The following is a 16,925-nucleotide window of genomic DNA, read 5'->3' on the forward strand; positions in this document are numbered from 1 at the left end:
ATTGCTAAACAGAGCAAGGGCTGGCAAATGAGTCTCAATGCGATGAAACATAGTCGTACGGTGTTCGCCCAGAGAGTGTCGGGTTCACTGCTGGTGTGCTTTCTAACGGCCATGGTTGGTTGCGGGGTTAGCCGTGTAGAACCAACATCGACCGACACGATCGAAAACGGGCTGCCGGTGATCAGCGGAAAACAATTGGACGAGTACGTTCGAGCGAGCAAATCACCGGTGCTCGTCGAGTTCGGAGTCGATTTCAATTGTCCGCGATGCGCGCAAACGAAAAGCGACGTCGTGCGTCTGCGTGAATCTTTGCAGGGCAACATTGATGTTATCCGAGTCGACTTCAATGCCAACGCTCAAAGGGTTGCACAACTCGGCGGTACGATTTGTCCGACGTATGTGCTGTTTGATCAAGGGGAACCCGTCATCACACGCAGTTTTCCGATTTCCATTGATCTACTCGAAGGCGAAGTTCTCCGGCTTACCGAACCGTGATTTGCGGCGGAAACATGACTTGCAAATGCAGTCTTTGAGCACGATGATCTTTGCAGCTCACCGAGGCAACAAGATCATCGTCGTCGAACCTTCCGTCAGGCCCCACGACGGATTTGCACGAGTGGTTCGGGAGCCTTCTCTAGTGTCTCCAGTGCAATTGGCAGATGTTCAGGGCTGTCCTGCAGCAGAGCTTCAAAGTGCGATTGAGGATCATCCAGCCAACGCCGGTAGGCCGCGACAATCAAATCAATGAACTCGTAGTCACACGCTCGCAACACGCGAACAAAACATCGATCCAAGGACGGGACGACTCGCTCGGGAACCGTGTCGAGTGTGGAGAGGGCATACACGCCGGCGAAAACCAGGTGCTTTTGATGGTCTTCCAACATCATCGCGGCGGTCTCGACCGTTGGTTCATCCAACTTACCCAGTCTTGCCAGGACACACATGGCCTTGGCGCGGACTTCGTCGTCACGATGGTCCGTTAACACGCGTAGTTCACCGAAAATCGATTCACTGGCAATCCGTTCACTGGCAACCGCTTCGTGCTTTGTAACCATCCGTTCGGTGGCCGCAAGCGCGTTGAGCATGATCGCCCGGTTTGAGCAGCGTAGCTTTTCCAACAGCAACGATTCCTGCTGGTCGTTCAGTTTGCCGTCGGACTGCAAATGCCGGATCGCGATCACTTGACTCGATGCGGATGCACTTGCTGCCAATTTCCACCATTCGCTTTGCGACTGCGTCAACAAAGATCGCTTCGCTCGCGGTTGAAAAAAGGAGTCATTGGTTTTCAGCAAGAATTTGAGCGATTTTCCCAGTGGGCTTTTAACGTCGCCCGGTAAATCATTTGCCCACTCGGGTGTCGCATCGTCGCGAGCCCAGGCGGCAATTGCATTGGTATAGGCAAGGGCTTGGCAATCGAGAAACGGACGTGGGATCAATTCCCACTGTGTCGAATCCCAGCACGTCGGCTGCTTTGCGACGAGGCCAATGCGGTTGCGGAGCATGCCAAGCCCCGTCCCAACCACGGCTAACTCCACTTGTTCGGGTAAGTGTGCTCCCGCGTAGTCGTTTTGCCAAAGCAGATCGCTGACCACACCATTAACTAGCGTAGCAAGCCCCATGGCCGGATCGCTATCGATCGGCATATCGAGCATGATCGAACGGCTTGACGGTTCATAACGCCCCGCCAACTCGCTGGGACCGCTGCAAGACCCGCCACCGCAACAGCCACCGCCGGCGCTTTGCGCTTGCGGCAGAGCAACACGAACCTGAATCCCGTTGACATCATGGTCAAGGTGTTTGCCGAGGAACTGAATCACGTGTTGCGGGTTTCGCTCGGTTTCGTAGACCTCGAACAACGTTTTTGGGCTCAGCACTGGTAGCGTGAACCGCTCAAAGCCGATGCATTCGGCAATCTGTTGCAAGCAAAGTTCAAACCGTGACTTTTCGGCGTCGGACAGGTTAGCTTTCGGCTTAAAAAACACGATGAACGACCTCAAAGCGGTGCAAGTTTCCACGGAACAGAGTCAATGCGATGACCGCGTGGCAGGATAACAGGAACCCAAATCGCAAAGCAGCGCCAGTTTCCTGTGCGTCCGCGTCTGGCGAATAGATGCCTCAGTCATTGATTTTCCAAGCCAGCCAAACCGCAGCCACCCAAACCACAGCCAGCCGGATGATACGAGCGGCGGCGTGTCTGATCTGAGTCCAAGCCGGTCACAAGCCGAGACGACGTGTCGCCGTCAACTCGATTAAAGAATGCATCCTGAGGCCTCGCCTAGTGGACAGAAAACCAACTCACCGACGTCGGCCACCGCTGTAGTTAAACAGACCATTAGAACCTGCGTCGATGAACTTGACTGATTGAACACCGAACACAAAACCTGACCCTGGCAACGCCTGTCCGAAGCCTCTCCCTTAGTCGGTCGGGCGTACTTTAGTGATTGCACCGGGCGGGGCGGTCGTACCGGGGGAGGGGGTATAGCGATTGGCAGAAGAGAGCGGTTGTGCCGATGTTATGAGGCGTCTCTAGGCTCTTACGAGTCTCTTGGAAACCAATGCGACAGATGCAAGCCGTTGCATCCGCCTCTGTAAATTAGTTCTCGCCGCCGGTTACCCCCGTCCAATTTCGTAGAACGACCTTACAGAAATCTGTGGATATTCGGATTGCGACAAGCTCTCGTCCATAATCTTTGGACGATGCCAGGCAACTGGAGATACCTCTCGAAAGATTTACCCCTTCTGCCATGGTTTCGAAAGGGCCATAGGTCACTTCTTGATATTCGTTGAGTGAACCAAACGCATGTTGATCAGGACGAATGATGGAACCCCAACGCTCGCAATTTGCATGTCGGAAATCGGAGTGACGATAACCTGTGCCGAAGCCGAAATTGTAGGGGTAGCTCTGGGTGAGCGGCTTCCAAACACTCGGAGGTAGAAGTACCTCGACGTAGAACGCATCGTTTCTGTTTTCAGCCATCTTATTGGCTCCTGTCGTACGTGTACCCCACCAATACACGTACTTGGCCCGGATTCTACTGGAAGTTGAGCAAAAACGCAAGCTATTGAAACCCGCATGCGAAATGGGTGGATTCTCGCCACTTGTAGTAGGATTATTCTATGCCGCGAATTGTCGAGCGGTTGCTAGCAAATGGGCTTGCTCAGATGCAGAAAGACTCTCCCATATCACGAGCAATTCGGCCAATTGCTCCCCAAGGAGGGATCAAAGGTGTCAAGAGGGATCGAAGGTGTCAGGACTCTTTTCCGCCAGGGAGAAGGCTTCGCCTGGGCCAAATCTTGTATTCCGTGTTCAGTAAGCCAAGTCGATCGAAGCGGTCTTGGAAGGTCCGCTTCACTGCACCGGTGCCGGCGCTGGTGCTGGCAAAAACTACGTATTGGCGGAAACTTCACTGGCCGAGTCAACTTTGAGAAATGTCGGCGGAGATCAGGGCGAGTCAGGGAAATGAATTCAATCGGCTCGATTCTGCGGCGCTTTAATATCCAATCGTCTGCTTCGAAGTCGCCGTCGATTTCGGGAGCTAGTCTTTTGCCTCTGGCGACTTCTTTAGTTACCTCGCCCCCGACGAAGTAGACTGCTGATTTAGTAGCATTGACCACAGGCCGGAGGCCGACACACCCTCTGCCGATGGCGTGAGCCACCGGCGAGCGGTGGTAGGAAAATATAGCCCAGCGGGCGACCCACTTTCGGTCAGTGTTTCGGCCTCCGGCCTTACGGCGACAGGCCGCCCCCTAAACCGTTGGCTCACGCCAACGGCAAGTCATGTTTCGGCCTCCGGCCTATACGCTTGCTACTAAATCAGCAGTCTTCGAAATTGGTGGAGAGGTGGCAAAAATGCCTGCGCAACGACAAGGCCACTGCAACCCCATTGATTTAGCGGCCCAGGGTTAGCCACCCGCCGTTCCTTTAGCGCGTTCGAAGCATTGCTTTTTCGAGAGCCGCTTGAAGGGGTGGTCGTGCTGTCAATTCCGCACATTGAAACAGCAGCTCGCCCTGGTGGATCATCACCCGCGTGGGAAGGCGCTCGCACTTCGTATTGCTGAGTCAGCTCGGGGGCTTGCTGCACGCTCACGCGAGCGAAAACAGCTGTTTCGGCATCCTTCTTTGCTACGGGCAATAGCAGCGTTTCAAGCTGACGACACACGGGGCAGTCGTCGCCGAAAAAATCCAACACGACGGGGTTCTCACTGTTGAGTTTGACGTCGTCATCGTTTTCGTCAGTCACGACAGTCGTCGCCGTTGCAAACTCTGGATTGCGTTCCTCTAGGTCTTTCGGCGGATTTAATACAAGCTCATTACGAACGAAAACAACTTGGTTGGTACGACCCACCAAAGTTCGCACTTGGAAAATGACTTTGCCGACATCGAAGTGGAACGCTTTCCTGAGATGCTCAAGCGGCACGGACGCAAAGATGAAATCACGTCCTATCAAAGGCCCGTTCCCAAGGATTCGACAAACCGCGAGAAGTGGCCGGTTCTGATTTCAACAATGGTGGTTTATCCCATAACGATCGTCACGGCGAGAGAGACCACGATCCCGATGACGATGATCATCACAGCAACAATCAGCCAACTAGGATTCCGGCTGATCGTGATGGGTTCGGTAATTACAACCGCGTTCGGGTGGTCGATCGGAAGCGAGTCTTTATGATCTAGATTGAACCAGGCCCAATCAGGTGGCCCATCGTCGTTTGACGTGCGGACGTACCATATGCCCTCCCGACCTTCGTGATCCACGCGAAACTCGTAAAGAATTGGAAACACTCTTGTGTTTGGAAACGGTGCCTCCGTCGGCCGGCCGATCGCACGCTGCTGAATCACCTTGCCGCCCCAAGATTCAATTTCCTTGCGAAGGTGTGATGGCTCGGACAACGCACGCTTGTTCCGATTGTAAATGTCGAAAAATCTAAACATCGCAATCACTTTAATCTAAGGTACCGCAGGGAGTACGCGACGCATATCGCTCTAGGACTTCCTCAGGCCGTACCGACGGGTTCAGTTTAGTGGAGGCCATCAGCGGCTTGTCAATTCTCGTAAGCAGCGACGCGTTAGCGAAGTCTGAGCAAACTGCATACCGTTTAAGAAGCGGACGAGAACTGATGGCGATCTGGGTGGACTTGGAAATTCCGCGTTCGCTACCCAGGACGAACTGCCTTCTTCAACCAACGTCGATCTTGTTCTGGTTTGATCGAACGGTGACACCACCGGGTCGGCCACTAGGGCATGGAAAAGTTCTGTCGAATCTGGTGAATCAGTCTGATTTGACAAATCGACGGATCGGCCGCGCATCGGAGGCGGACACCGTAACAGGACTGGACTTTTCCGGACACCGAAGCGTGTTCGCGAGGTGTTAATCCTGCAGATGTTGCATCGACCGAAGCGTTGCAGTTCACCGCCCGAGTCGCATCGGTGCCAGCAGCATGACGAGTGCACTCGCACGATTGATCCGCTGCGAAGGCGAACTCAGCAACGTTGCATCCAATATCGCTTGGAACGGCGGCGGTGCGTCTGCGAAACGCGAAGCGTCTGGCTTTGGATTTGCCATCGTTTGAGCAATGATGTCGCCAATTTGATTTCCGTGATTCGGCGGTTGTCGATAAAGGAACCAGTGAACCAATCCGCCGATGGCATAGATGTCCGTTTTGGGACTGACACGGCCAAAGGACGGATCGATTTGTTCGGGAGCCGCGAAGCCAAGAGTGCCACCTAGGATCGGGGGCGTGTCGGCTGCAAAGACTTGTGAGAATCCGAAATCGGTGATTGTGATTCGATCGTGTTTGTCGACCAGGATATTGCTTGGCGAAAGATCGCCGTGGACGAGACCAGCATCGTGGACAGCATCAATCGCACCGCAGACTTGAATTAGCCAACCCGTAAATTGTTCGATCGTCGCATTGGCGATGTCATGAAGCGATTGGCCGTCGACCCACTCGCTCAAAACGTAGGGTCCGCCATGCGGTGATTCGCCATAGCCAAGGTAACGAATCACGCCGGGGTGCGCGATTTGTGACGCTGCATCAATTTCACGCAGGAAGGTTTGCCGCGCTGGCGCGTTCTGCCAGAACGCTTTACGCATAAACTTGACCGCAACGATGCTGCCGTCCGACTGCATCGCCGCCCTGTAAACCTTTCCAAAACCACCCGCTCCGATCAATTTTCCAAGAACAAATTGGTGGTAGCTCACTCGCGGCAGCGTCGGTTGCGTGTTTGTTGATGCTTGCACGTCGGCATCGGTCCCACGCTCTGGGGCGAGCATCGTGCGAACCCGTAACAGCCGGCGTCGGACTGTTCGCTCATCGATTCCGAGTGAATCAGCGAGCTCTCGCTGAGTTAGCCCTATCAATAACCCTTCGACGACAACGCGAAGTGGCTCGGGAAGTTCTGCTCGGAGCGTGTGCAGAAATCGGTCGGCTTCGTCATCGTCGGACTCATTATTGTCATCGATCGGGGTCACGTGAACATCATCCAGCGAAATCCGATCTCGGTCGCCACCGCGTTTCGCAGCCGCTTGACGCTCGATTGATCGTGCCATCTTTCGCCGAGCAAACGTCGCTAACAACCGCCATAGCGAAACGTTACCGCTGGCGTGAATGCGGCTGTGTTTGACGGCGTTAAAGAAACTGCCCAGCGCAGACTGAACGATCTCTTCGGGCGCGATCGTGCTTCGGTACCTGCGATTCAGGCGGCTGGCGACCAAGGCGACCAGGCGGATGGAATAGCGGTCGAACAAAACCTCCGCAGCGCATTCATCCCCCAATTTCCACTGGCGCAGCAGCCATCCATCCGGCTGGTCCGTAAGCACGGGGACATTTTTTGATTTTTTTGCTTCGCCCATGTCCGGTTACCAAATTCCTTTCTCACGCCCTTATTGGACGAGAAACCAACTTAAAATGAAAGGCGATCGAATGACAATGGTGGTTACCCAGCCCTGCATCGGCTGCAAAGACGAAGCTTGCTTGCCCGTTTGCCCTGTCGAATGTTTTCGCGAAGACGAGGCGATGGTTTACATCGACCCGGACGAGTGCATCGACTGCGGAGCCTGTGTTCCGGAATGCCCTGCCGAAGCGATTTTCTATGAAGACGATGTGCCGGAGGCGTGGAAAGGATTCATTGCACTCGGCGCGACAAAATCCAAAGAATGCCCCTCGGCCCACGACTAAGGCTATCCCAGTAGTTTACGCATCGCCGCAGCCACGCCCAGCGTGACTTCGGTCATGCGTGGATAGTCGAGTGTCTCAGGGGTGTCGGTGGATTGATGATAGTTTGGATTGCGAAGAAAGCTGGTGTCGGTCAGCATCAATGCGGGATAGTCCTTGTCCCAAAACGAGCTGTTGTCGCTGAGCCGAATCTCTTGGATCTTCTCGGGTAAACAGATCGAAAACAATGGCATTCGTCGTGTACCACGTTTGAAACCGCGACGGAACTGCCAACACAATTTCCACGACGCCATGTTGCCGACGGCGGCGAGAAAGTTTCCTCGTTTTGGAAAGAACCGGTGCATCCATTTGGGAATCCCCGGAGGAATCGATTGCGAGCCAGGGGTGAGGCTGTAGTAGCCCACCATTTCCAAGCAGAGCATGCCGACGATCTTGTCACCGCGGCTACGTGATTGGCGAGCATGATGTTGGCTGCCCATGGCGATCATGAAGTACGGCGGTTCTTCGCATGCGAACGCGACGTATCGAGCGGTTCGCCGCCCACGGTATTCTCGAAGCAGCCGACTGACTTCCAACATGACGGCGACGGCAGATGCATTGTCGTCAGCCCCCGGGGTGCAGAACACGGTGTCGTAATGGGCACCAAGAAGCACGATTTCTTCGGCACGTTTGGTGCCGGGCTGTTCCACGATCAGGTTTGTCGCCTCGTCGCCCTCGGCGTCATAGGTTTCACGCTGAATCGTATACCCCATCTCCTGCCATTGCGACTGGATGTAGCCAATGGTCGCCTGGATCGTTTTGGGCTTTTGCAGCGTGCGTGGACCGATCAGCCCCGCAAGTCGATCGACATGCAGACGTAGGTTCGCTTCGATGGGTTCACGGTCAATATTCATCAGTACGGCGGAGCAAGTCGGCGGAATCCGTGAAAAAGGACGATCAATAAGAACAGTAAATTGCGAAGCAGAATGGCGATTGGGTTGAGAGCCGGAACGGACGCGAGTGGTTTGCGTTCGATCGTGTCGGCGAGCGATGCGCCAAGTTTCTGCATCCACGAAACACTTCGTGGATACTCCGCGATTTCCTCAATCCACGGCTGTGGGATTCCATCGCGTCCAACCGCAGTACCAACGATTCCGCCAACAATCGCGGCAGTCGTGTCTGCGTCGCCACCGCATTCGATGATCGTCGCCACCGCACCGGAAAAGTCTCGCGGGTGTGACAACCAAGCATGAATGGCGACCGGGACGGTGTGGTAGGTGTACCCCGTGACGCCATGACCGAGTCCCAGTGACTGAGCAAACGTTTGCGTCGAATCGCCGGAATGGACGCTTTCGACCGTTTGCCGAAGCAAAGCGACTAGTTCGGCAGCATCCTCGCCAAGCGTATCGACAACTTGTTCGAGCCAAAGGTTCGCATCGGGTGAAACGTGTTCGCGGGCATGCTTTGCGGCCAAAGCCACGGCAACCGCACCAAATTCGGCTTTGGGATCGGTATGGGTGATCCGCGTCGATGCACGCACCAGTTCCCGCATCAAGGGAACGTCGTCGACTGCGGCTCCGAAAATCGCCGCACGCATCGCTGGCCCGTTACCCGCAGAATATACGCCCGCGTTTTGTGGCTTCGCCCCCAACCAAAGTTTGATTCCCGCGCGAGCAGTCGCTTTGCCGACCCCCGCGGGGAAAGCCAAAATCCACCAACGCAGCCGCCACGTGAAACGCATCGTGAACCGATCAATGTCAACGTGTTCCCCAGAATCCGACAGGGCCTCAATCATCGACTGGGCGACCATGCACGTGTGTTCGGTGTCATCGGAAATCATGCCTCGCCCAAAGAAGAATCGATAGCGATCCGGCGGGCCGAGCAATCGCGGTGCTCGATTGGGCGAAACACCTTCGTACGGCAAACCGAGTGCATCAGCCACGGCCGTTCCCAAGATGCAACCGATGATGGCGTCACGCTTCACTCAATTGGCTCCAAAATGACTCGTAGAATGAGGGGATCGCAGAAGTGCGAGTCGAAAAACGAACAGCGTACAGCGGAATCCCGGCGTCATCGCGGATTCGGCTGCGGGAATTTTAGATACTCCACCGGCACTGCATCGACCAGCCAAACGCCATTGGCGGAACGATAGAAGCGATGTCCATCGTGGTGCATCGCTGCGGTGTTGACGCGCAGGATGATGGGCTTGCCACGCCGCGATCCGACCTTGGTTGCCGTGGACTCGTCTGCCGACAAATGCACGTGGTTACGAGACCGTTTCTGCAAGCCACTGGCTCGGATGCTTTCGATAAACGCAGCGACCGTGCCGTGGAAAAGCGTATCCGGAGGCGTCTGCGGATTGAGGTTCAAATCGACCCGCGATACCGAATGCCCTTGATTCGCGCGAATACGACGACCATCGTCACTGAGCGCAAACCGTTTCTTATCGTTCGTCGCAACGACTTCGTGAACAAGTTCCAACGACAAAGGCGTTCCGCGTGCGTTTGCTGCGGAGATCAGTTCATGGATGTCCAGCCATCCCTCTTCGTCGAGCGTCATGCCTACGATTTCGGGTTGGTGCCGAAGTACCAAACTCAAAAATTTGCTGATCGTGACGAGTGACTTGTCTGTTTTCATGGCGTCGATTCTAACCGAAAAGAGTAGTCATCTGGGATGGCACGTGGGATGAGAAGTTTCGCTAAGGTCGGTTTCACCGCGACAACAAGCCCAAAGCTCGCGGCGCCGACGCAAAATGATCCACGAAACTCCATAGGCAGCTGCCAATTGCAAACAACGTAGGTCGCGGACGAAATGGCAAGGCTCAGCAATTTTGGGGCACGATGGTCCGTGGTAATCGCCGTCACGACCGTGCAAAACGCCCTGCGTATCCTTTTCTAGCAAATGCCAACCACAAAAATTTCAGCTGAATCAACGACGCCGAAATGGTAGGATGAAAAACACAATCACAGAAAGCTTCGTTACTCAGATGTGAAGTGACTGAAATGGCATGGCGACCGACGCACCTTGTAGAAGGCGGAGAGCTCGATAACACACAACTCGGCTGGACCGTCGGTTGGTTACAACTCGAAGGCTTCGCCGAGCGAATGCAATTGAAACTGTCGGGCAATTGTCATCCCGATTTAGCCGGATGGAAGTTTCGCATCCATCGCGAATCGCCGGAGCTCGATCGAGGTTTCGGTGGCGACGTTCCACCCGATTACAGCGGCATTAGTCTTGATCAATCTGGAGTCGTCGGCGATATCACGGCCGATCAAGTCATCAAGCACCACGAGATTCCGACCGAAGAATTGCTTCGAAGATTGAGGGCGGGCGAGAAGCCGCCGTTCACTTTACGTAAATGTTTGTATTTGGAATGGTTCAGCAACCTTAACGGCCGCGTTGTCGTCCAGAGCACGCGTCTAACAGTCGAACGATTTGGCGAGCAAGCGTTTGAACTGACCGAAGCGCAGTGGCGCGAGCAGATTAACCAGAACCAAGAGGAAATGAACTTCTTCATGATGCAACTTGGTGACGCATTGGACAACTCTGTTTCGGACGATGCTTCAAAGGACGATTCCTCATCAGAATCCTAAGACGCGGAAGCGGAGGGAAACGCTGTTAGGTTTCTCGTCGCGAAACGAGTGACGCGTCGCGGCTCAGGAGACCGACGAAAGTCTTGACGGCTTGTTGATTTAGTGAAGGTGCCTGCGGCAAGGGGTGTAGGATGGACTTCCTAGTCCGTCAATGGTGGATTCGACGGACTAGGAAGTCCATCGTACGACTAAAACAACAAGCCGTTAACGACTTCCGCTACGCCGAACCGCCTGTAGCGGAACTTGTCAAAAGTTTCGTCCCGCCTCTCCCTTCCATCCGCGCACCGTCTTCTAACCCTACTCAACGAAAGCCGCAACGGATCGTTGACTATGTGAGCCGTGGGCCGTCAGGCACCGGGTCGTGCATAGGACCCGGCCGCTCACGCGTCGCGGCTCAGGAGACCGACGAAAGTCTTGACGACTTCCGCTACGCCGAACCGCCTGTAGCGGAACTTGTCAAAAGTTTCGTCCCGCCTCTCCCTTCCTTCCGCGCAACGTCTTCTAACCCTACTCAGCGAAAGCCGCAACGGATCGTTGACTATTTGAGCCGTGGGCCGTCAGGCACCGGGTTGTGCGTGGGACCCGGCCGCTAACGCGTCGCGGCTCAGGAGACCGACGAAAGTCTTGACGACTTCCGCTACGCCGAACCGGCTGTAGTAGCGGAACTTGTCAAAAGTTTCGTCCCCCTTCCATCCGCGCAACGTCTTCTAACCCTACTCAACGAAAGTTGCAACGGATCGTTGACCATTTGAGCCGTGGGCCGTCAGGCACCGGGTAGCGCGTGGGACCCGGCCGCTTACGCGTCGCGGCTCAGGAGACCGACGAAAGTCTTGACGACTTCCGCTACGCCGAACCGCCTGTAGCGGAACTTGTCCAAAGTTTCGTCCCCCCAACGCCTTCCATCCGCGCACCGTCTTCTAACCCTACTCGACGAAAGCGGCAACGGATCGTTGACTATTTGAGCCGTTGGCCGTCAGGCACCGGGTAGCGCGTGGGACCCGGCCGCTTACGCGTCGCGGCTCAGGAGACCGACGAAAGTCTTGACGACTTCCGCTACGCCGAACCGCCTGTAGCGGAACTTGTCAAAAGTTTCGTCCCCCCTCCCCCTTCCTTCCGCGCAACGTCTTCTAACCCTACTCAGCGAAAGCCGCAACGGATCGTTGACTATTTGAGCCGTGGGCCGTCAGGCATCGCGTAGGGCGTGGGACCCGGCCGCTTACGCGTCGCGGCTCAGGAGACCGACGAAAGCCGTTGACGACTTCCGCTACGCCGAACCGCCTGTAGCGGAACTTGTCAAAAGTTTCGTCCCCCCTCCCCCTTCCTTCCGCGCAACGTCTGCCAACCCTACTCAACGAAAGCCGCAATCGATCGTTGACTATTTGAGCCGTGGGACGTCAGGCACCGGGTCGTGCGTGGGGCCCGGCCGCTGACGCGTCGCGGCTCAGGAGACCGACGAAAGTCTTGACGACTTCCGCTATGCCGAACCGGCTGTAGCGGAACTTGTCAAAAGTTTCGTCCCCCCTCCCCCTTCCATCCGCGCAACGTCTTCTAACCCTACTCAGCGAAAGCCGCAACGGATCGTTGACTATTTGAGCCGTGGGCCGTCAGGCACCGGGTAGCGCATGGGACCCGGACGCTGACGCGTCGCGGCTCAGCAAATCAATAAGCCGCTTGCAAGGTTCGCTACGCAGAATCAGCAGAAACGGAGTAGGACAACGTGCTTGGTGGTGTTTGTCTTAGGATTTTTGATCTTCGGATTTGACGGGCTAACGAAAGGATGGCTCGCTTGACAAGAAAAGGCTGCTCGCTCGACCGTGATATCAATGCTTTACGGGATGATAGAGCTGATTGGGCTGAAAGGTTGAAACGTCTTGCAGGCTGAATTCTGGTCTCCATCGCATCGTGTCCAGTGAATAAACACGTTTGCAATGGGGGCCGCGTTTGAATTCGCTTTCACTGTCCATGTCTGCGACGATAAATCCATCCTGTTCCAGCAGGGTAGCGATCGTCACCTCGTTGTGCCCCGTCCAACCCCATAAAAATCGACGTCGCAATGCGGCGACCGCGGCAGACGACAACCGGTAGATCGGATTGAAAGACGCCAGTGACGCATGCGGGTGATGCCACGGGAAAAGGGTTCCGGGAGGTGATTGCATCGAATCCCACCAGACCCACTCGGGATCCGAATCAAACCTCCGCAATTGAGTGGTCAAGAAGTCCGCGTGATGGTCGAATTGGTTGAAAAAATCGAGCCAGTTGGCGGTCCAGTGCACGTCAAATTCGATTGCCCAAACGTAGTCATACTGGTGCGTGTAGGCAAACTCAATCACGGGGAAATGGGCACTGCCTGGGACGATCGTTGCAGCAATCGGCCGATAGCCAAGCTTCACTAGGTTATCATGACGGAACCCGATGACATTGCGGTTGCCAAAATCGCTGACCGCGCACGAATCCTCGTCGACCAGCAAATGCTTGCTCCAACCCGCAGGCAATGTAATCGAATCAAAATGCTGCATGATCGAAGGTTTTGATTCATGAGTCAGGAACAACACGCAAATGTTCATTTCGATATTACGTCCTCAAGTCGTCAACGGCTTGTTGATTTACTGAGCCGCGACGCGTCAGCGGCCGGGTCCCGCACGCTACCCGGTGCCTTACGGCCCACGGCTCACTGTTGCAACTTACATTTCGATTAAATCAACAAGTCGTTGACGGCTTGTTGATTTAATGATGTTTCCTGCGGCAAGGGGGGCATGATGGACTTTCTAGTCCGTCAATGGCGCATTCGACGGACTAGGAAGTCCATCGTACGAATAAAACAACAAGTCGTTGACGAATTCCGCTACCTCGTTTCGCGGTCGATGCGTCTTCAAACAACGGTTAGCTCCGACAGCGAGCTCGCATCACAACCATTATTCTTTGACAGGGAAACGGAACTCGCTTACTCGTTTGCCATTGACCTCGTGATGACGCAGTGTCAGTTCGGGCTTGCCATCCTTTCCCTTGGCTTTGACTTGCCCTGACAAAAAGCCACCTGCGACTCGCAAAAATTGGTGCGTTGGCCTTTTGTCGCCTGGCTTCCATCCCAGTTCATGATCGGCGCTTCCGGGGCCGCAGCCGAATTCCCAAAGTCCTGATTCTTTATCGAGCGATGCGTATTGCCAATGTCGATCGCCGCAAAAGATGATCAAACCGTCGATCTCTGCAAATGCCCGCCGCAGCTCGTCTCCCTCGTGAACGAAGTTGTCATTGGCGTGGTTGTCACTCTTGTTATCACGGTCCGGCCCCACAATCGGCGTCGGGCTGAACAGCAATTTGAAGGTCGCATCGGATTCCTTTAGCGTTCGCAACAACCAATCCTTTTGCTCCTTGCCCAAAATTGTCTTCTCAGGTCCGTCCGGCATCGTATTGGGGCTACGGAAATCGCGACCTTCTAAAACCCAGATCTGTGCATGCTTGCCCCAGGACACCGTTTTGTAACGCGGCTGATGCGAGGGAAATTGCTCTTCGTTAAACAGCTGGACGCCCTCTTCGAAAGAGACCGATCCGTAGCGAGCTCCTGGCCAACAATCGTTCTTGAGCGTGTCGTGATCGTCTTTGATGAAGTAAGTGGTGTGGTTTGCATAGAAGCGGCGATTGTTTGGCAAGGCAAAAATTCGCTGCCACTTGAACCGCATCAATTCCTTGGTCATCGCCCATGGATCGGGTTTGTCGTAGTATTCGATATCGCCGGCGTGCACGACGAAATCAGGGCTGATCTTTTCAAAGGCAGGATAGATTTTGTGTCCCAAATCGCCATCATCTCGGCGAATAAAATCGTGACAGGTGGTCATGCAAAACCGTACGTCTTTGCTGCTTGTCGCTTCGGGCGCCGTTTCGAAGGTGCCTCGCAAAACCGCCGACAATGACTCCGCGGAATCTGGATTACTGCCCACCGGTCGCGTTTCCACGATTGCTGCGTACTCGGTCCCCGGCCTTAGATCTTTCAAATGCCACTGAGCCGTAAAATCCTGTGACGCGTTCGTCGTCGTCCATGCTGTCGTCTTCGAATCGTAGCGTTTTAATTTTGGGAAGTAAGTCAGCCGCACTTCGCCGGCGGCGCCGGGGCATGCACCGAGCATCTGATCGAGTTCCGCTCCGGCAGGTAATTGTGCGGCAAGAAGTTCGTTCGCGTCGGTCCCCTGTGCAAGTTCTCGTGCCTGGCGGTTAGACAATTTCACAAAGGGCAGCCCATCCATCTTCGCTTCCCGGTTTTGGGTTGTCCGAGTCCACAACACAATTGAGTCTTGATCGGCCCAACCATTCCGCATTCCGTTCGCGAGAAACGGCCCATCGGTGGACGGTGCCACGGGAGCTTCCGAGGGTGCCGGCAAGATGGTCAACTGAAAGTTCTTGTATGCCGCTTTCCCGCCGTGATCGGTCAACATCACGCGGTCGCCCTCGCGGGGTTGGGCGAAACCGGACTCTACGTAAAACTTGCTGCGAGCGTAGATCGCGTCCCAGGCGGTTCCCACGGTGGATGTTTCCGCGACCAGTTTTCCATTGAGGAAATGTTGCAAATGAGTTCCCTGGACGACCACTCTCGCATGATTCCACTGGCCGGCAGGTTTCAACGGCTTGTCGAGTACAGGAGCTTGCAAATCGTAGATCGCGGCGGTCGAGCCATTGCTCGGGTTCTTCAGCGGGATCGCTTCGTCGATAATCTGGTATTCCACTCCCAAATAGCGGTTGCCAAATTTGCGAACTCGGTACTTGAGTCCCGAATTGGTTTTTGGCGAGATCTTCCAGTCCCAAGCAAGTTCAAAGTTTGGCGGCAGAGGAGGGCTTAGCAGATTTCCGTCGCCGGTGCGAGGTTTTACTAAACGCACCTCACCCTCAGCAAACTCCCAGGCCTCACCCACAGGTTTCCCATTGCCGGTCCGCCAAAACGACGGCTGGCTCCAATCATCCTCAGGTGACACCAGCGATATCTGTTCGGCAGCGGAGTCGTCCGAATCATTTGCTTCATCGGCATGGCAGGAGCTCGACCAAACTCCTGCAACGGTAAACAACGACAGCCATAAACAGTGGACCAAGCCAAACAAACGCATCGAAGCAGTCCTATCAATGTTGGGGGAACGAGCAAGACGTGGCCCATGATACTCGAATTCCCTGGGGTCAAGCAAAGGAGCGGCTCAAGAACGATGTGATGCGCGTTTTACGTAGCGGAAGTCGTCAAGACTTTCGTTCCACGGCCCAGATGAATCTAATCGGTGAGCCGCAGGCCGTAAGGCACCGGGGCGTGCGCGGGCCCCGGACGCTGACGCGTCGCGGCTCAATAGACCGACGAAAGTCTTGACGACTTCCGCTACGCCGAACCGCCTGTAGCGGAACTTGTCAAAAGTTTCGTCCCCCCAACGCCTTCCATCCGCGCACCGTCTTCAAACCCTACTCGACGAAGGCCTCGACAGTTCGTTGATTATTTGAGCCGCGGGCCGTAAGGCACCGGGTCGTGCATGGGACCCGGCCGCTTACGCGTCGCGGCTCAATAGACCGACGAAAGTCTTGACGACTTCCGCTACGCCGAACCGCCTGTAGCGAAACTTGTCAAAAGTTTCGTCCCCCACTGCCTTCCATCCGCGCACCGTTTTCAAACCCTACTCGACGAAGGCCTCGACAGTTCGTTGTTTATTTGAGCCGCGGGCCGTAAGGCCAATACCGCTAAATTGACATTTCAAAAAGTCGCATTTCCCCGCATGATTGTGGTGTCTAAGCCCAATCCCGCAAAGGAAATGCGACATGTTTCAGAATGTTGAGCCGTCACTGAAGGATTCCGCCCGACTTCGTGGTCTCAAACGCGTCCTCTCACAGAAGGTGATCCAACGTAGTATCGGCGACCATCTTAAGACTCGCTACTGCAAATGTATCGACAACCAACAGCTGGTCTGGCTCATTGTGGGTTTGGGGCTCTTTCCTGGCAAGCAGTATCGACAAATCTTCCGGCTTTTGGCCGCTTGCTGGGTGCCCGTCCCCTCTTCGGCCACGATCACGATGGCACGCAAACGACTCTCCGTCAGCGTGTTGGAAAAACTCTGCGTGTCGGTCGTCAAGCTTTTAGCAAGCTCTCCAGACAAGCATTCATTTGCCTACTACAAGGGCCTGCGGATGATGGGCATTGATGGCACGCTGCTGGACTGTCCC

At 55.1% G+C, this 16,925-nt stretch carries 14 protein-coding genes; 4 read left to right on the forward strand and 10 right to left on the reverse strand.

Going from position 1 to position 16,925, the window contains the following annotated elements; genetic code table 11:
- Nucleotides 1-42: 42 nt before the first annotated feature.
- Entirely contained in the window at nt 43-495 is a 453-nt protein-coding gene (locus ABEA92_RS30225) for a thioredoxin family protein (RefSeq protein WP_345689420.1), read from the forward strand.
- Between the two features lie 95 nt (nt 496-590).
- Here the strand turns inward: ABEA92_RS30225 and ABEA92_RS30230 are convergent, their stop codons facing one another.
- From ABEA92_RS30230 to ABEA92_RS30245, 5 genes are all read right to left on the reverse strand, one after another.
- A complete protein-coding gene (locus ABEA92_RS30230) occupies nt 591-1,982 on the reverse strand; it encodes a hypothetical protein (RefSeq protein ID WP_345689422.1) in 1,392 nt (463 codons plus the stop codon).
- A gap of 611 nt (nt 1,983-2,593) precedes the next feature.
- Nucleotides 2,594-2,977 carry a hypothetical protein gene (locus ABEA92_RS30235; RefSeq protein ID WP_345689424.1) on the reverse strand — a complete coding sequence of 128 codons (384 nt, stop codon included), beginning with the start codon at nt 2,975-2,977 and terminating at the stop codon, nt 2,594-2,596.
- A gap of 832 nt (nt 2,978-3,809) precedes the next feature.
- Entirely contained in the window at nt 3,810-4,418 is a 609-nt protein-coding gene (locus ABEA92_RS31460; protein WP_425572525.1) for a thioredoxin family protein, read from the reverse strand.
- A gap of 95 nt (nt 4,419-4,513) precedes the next feature.
- Nucleotides 4,514-4,930 (reverse strand): hypothetical protein, encoded by a 417-nt coding sequence (locus ABEA92_RS31465; RefSeq protein ID WP_425572524.1) that lies wholly within the window; start codon nt 4,928-4,930, stop codon nt 4,514-4,516.
- Between the two features lie 475 nt (nt 4,931-5,405).
- Nucleotides 5,406-6,851 carry a sigma-70 family RNA polymerase sigma factor gene (locus ABEA92_RS30245; RefSeq protein ID WP_345689428.1) on the reverse strand — a complete coding sequence of 482 codons (1,446 nt, stop codon included), beginning with the start codon at nt 6,849-6,851 and terminating at the stop codon, nt 5,406-5,408.
- A 70-nt stretch (nt 6,852-6,921) separates the two neighbouring features.
- Between ABEA92_RS30245 and ABEA92_RS30250 the strand changes: the two genes are divergently transcribed.
- On the forward strand, nt 6,922-7,176 hold the full coding sequence (locus ABEA92_RS30250; RefSeq protein WP_345689444.1) for a ferredoxin family protein: 255 nt from the start codon (nt 6,922-6,924) through the stop codon (nt 7,174-7,176).
- A 2-nt stretch (nt 7,177-7,178) separates the two neighbouring features.
- Here the strand turns inward: ABEA92_RS30250 and ABEA92_RS30255 are convergent, their stop codons facing one another.
- The 3 genes from ABEA92_RS30255 to ABEA92_RS30265 form a co-directional block, all read right to left on the reverse strand.
- A complete protein-coding gene (locus ABEA92_RS30255) occupies nt 7,179-8,066 on the reverse strand; it encodes a M28 family metallopeptidase (RefSeq protein WP_345689430.1) in 888 nt (295 codons plus the stop codon).
- Nucleotides 8,066-9,136, reverse strand: a complete 1,071-nt coding sequence (locus ABEA92_RS30260) for an ADP-ribosylglycohydrolase family protein (RefSeq protein ID WP_345689432.1) — start codon at nt 9,134-9,136, stop codon at nt 8,066-8,068. The genes ABEA92_RS30255 and ABEA92_RS30260 overlap by 1 nt, the downstream gene beginning before the upstream one ends.
- Before the next feature lie 86 nt (nt 9,137-9,222).
- The gene (locus tag ABEA92_RS30265) at nt 9,223-9,789 is read right to left on the reverse strand and encodes an RNA 2'-phosphotransferase (RefSeq protein ID WP_345689434.1); all 567 of its coding nucleotides are present in this window, start codon (nt 9,787-9,789) and stop codon (nt 9,223-9,225) included.
- Nucleotides 9,790-10,154: 365 nt separating this feature from the next.
- Here ABEA92_RS30265 and ABEA92_RS30270 point away from each other — a divergent pair, with 365 nt between their 5' ends.
- Nucleotides 10,155-10,745 carry a hypothetical protein gene (locus ABEA92_RS30270; RefSeq protein WP_345689436.1) on the forward strand — a complete coding sequence of 197 codons (591 nt, stop codon included), beginning with the start codon at nt 10,155-10,157 and terminating at the stop codon, nt 10,743-10,745.
- Between the two features lie 1,820 nt (nt 10,746-12,565).
- On the opposite strand, the gene ABEA92_RS30275 is transcribed toward ABEA92_RS30270, so the two are convergent.
- Both ABEA92_RS30275 and ABEA92_RS30280 read right to left on the reverse strand, forming a co-directional pair.
- Nucleotides 12,566-13,309 carry a DUF3405 domain-containing protein gene (locus tag ABEA92_RS30275; RefSeq protein WP_345689438.1) on the reverse strand — a complete coding sequence of 248 codons (744 nt, stop codon included), beginning with the start codon at nt 13,307-13,309 and terminating at the stop codon, nt 12,566-12,568.
- A 348-nt stretch (nt 13,310-13,657) separates the two neighbouring features.
- Nucleotides 13,658-15,835, reverse strand: a complete 2,178-nt coding sequence (locus tag ABEA92_RS30280) for a 3-keto-alpha-glucoside-1,2-lyase-like domain-containing protein (protein WP_345689440.1) — start codon at nt 15,833-15,835, stop codon at nt 13,658-13,660.
- Between the two features lie 688 nt (nt 15,836-16,523).
- On the opposite strand from ABEA92_RS30280, the gene ABEA92_RS30285 reads away from it, so the two are divergent.
- Nucleotides 16,524-16,925: transposase domain-containing protein (locus ABEA92_RS30285; protein WP_345689442.1), on the forward strand; the 402-nt coding region annotated here is incomplete at its 3' end.

The sequence above is a fragment of the Novipirellula caenicola genome (assembly GCF_039545035.1).
Lineage (GTDB): Bacteria > Planctomycetota > Planctomycetia > Pirellulales > Pirellulaceae > Novipirellula > Novipirellula caenicola.

Excerpts from the sequence above, each read along its gene's own strand:
- ABEA92_RS30245 (WP_345689428.1), bottom strand. The coding sequence starts at position 6,851 with ATGGGCGAAGCAAAAAAATCAAAAAATGTCCCCGTGCTTACGGACCAG.
- ABEA92_RS30280 (WP_345689440.1), bottom strand. The coding sequence starts at position 15,835 with ATGCGTTTGTTTGGCTTGGTCCACTGTTTATGGCTGTCGTTGTTTACC.
- ABEA92_RS30265 (WP_345689434.1), bottom strand. The coding sequence starts at position 9,789 with ATGAAAACAGACAAGTCACTCGTCACGATCAGCAAATTTTTGAGTTTG.
- ABEA92_RS30235 (WP_345689424.1), bottom strand. The coding sequence starts at position 2,977 with ATGGCTGAAAACAGAAACGATGCGTTCTACGTCGAGGTACTTCTACCT.
- ABEA92_RS30250 (WP_345689444.1), top strand. The coding sequence starts at position 6,922 with ATGACAATGGTGGTTACCCAGCCCTGCATCGGCTGCAAAGACGAAGCT.
- ABEA92_RS30275 (WP_345689438.1), bottom strand. The coding sequence starts at position 13,309 with ATGAACATTTGCGTGTTGTTCCTGACTCATGAATCAAAACCTTCGATC.
- ABEA92_RS31465 (WP_425572524.1), bottom strand. The coding sequence starts at position 4,930 with ATGTTTAGATTTTTCGACATTTACAATCGGAACAAGCGTGCGTTGTCC.
- ABEA92_RS30255 (WP_345689430.1), bottom strand. The coding sequence starts at position 8,066 with ATGAATATTGACCGTGAACCCATCGAAGCGAACCTACGTCTGCATGTC.
- ABEA92_RS30270 (WP_345689436.1), top strand. The coding sequence starts at position 10,155 with ATGGCATGGCGACCGACGCACCTTGTAGAAGGCGGAGAGCTCGATAAC.
- ABEA92_RS30225 (WP_345689420.1), top strand. The coding sequence starts at position 43 with ATGAAACATAGTCGTACGGTGTTCGCCCAGAGAGTGTCGGGTTCACTG.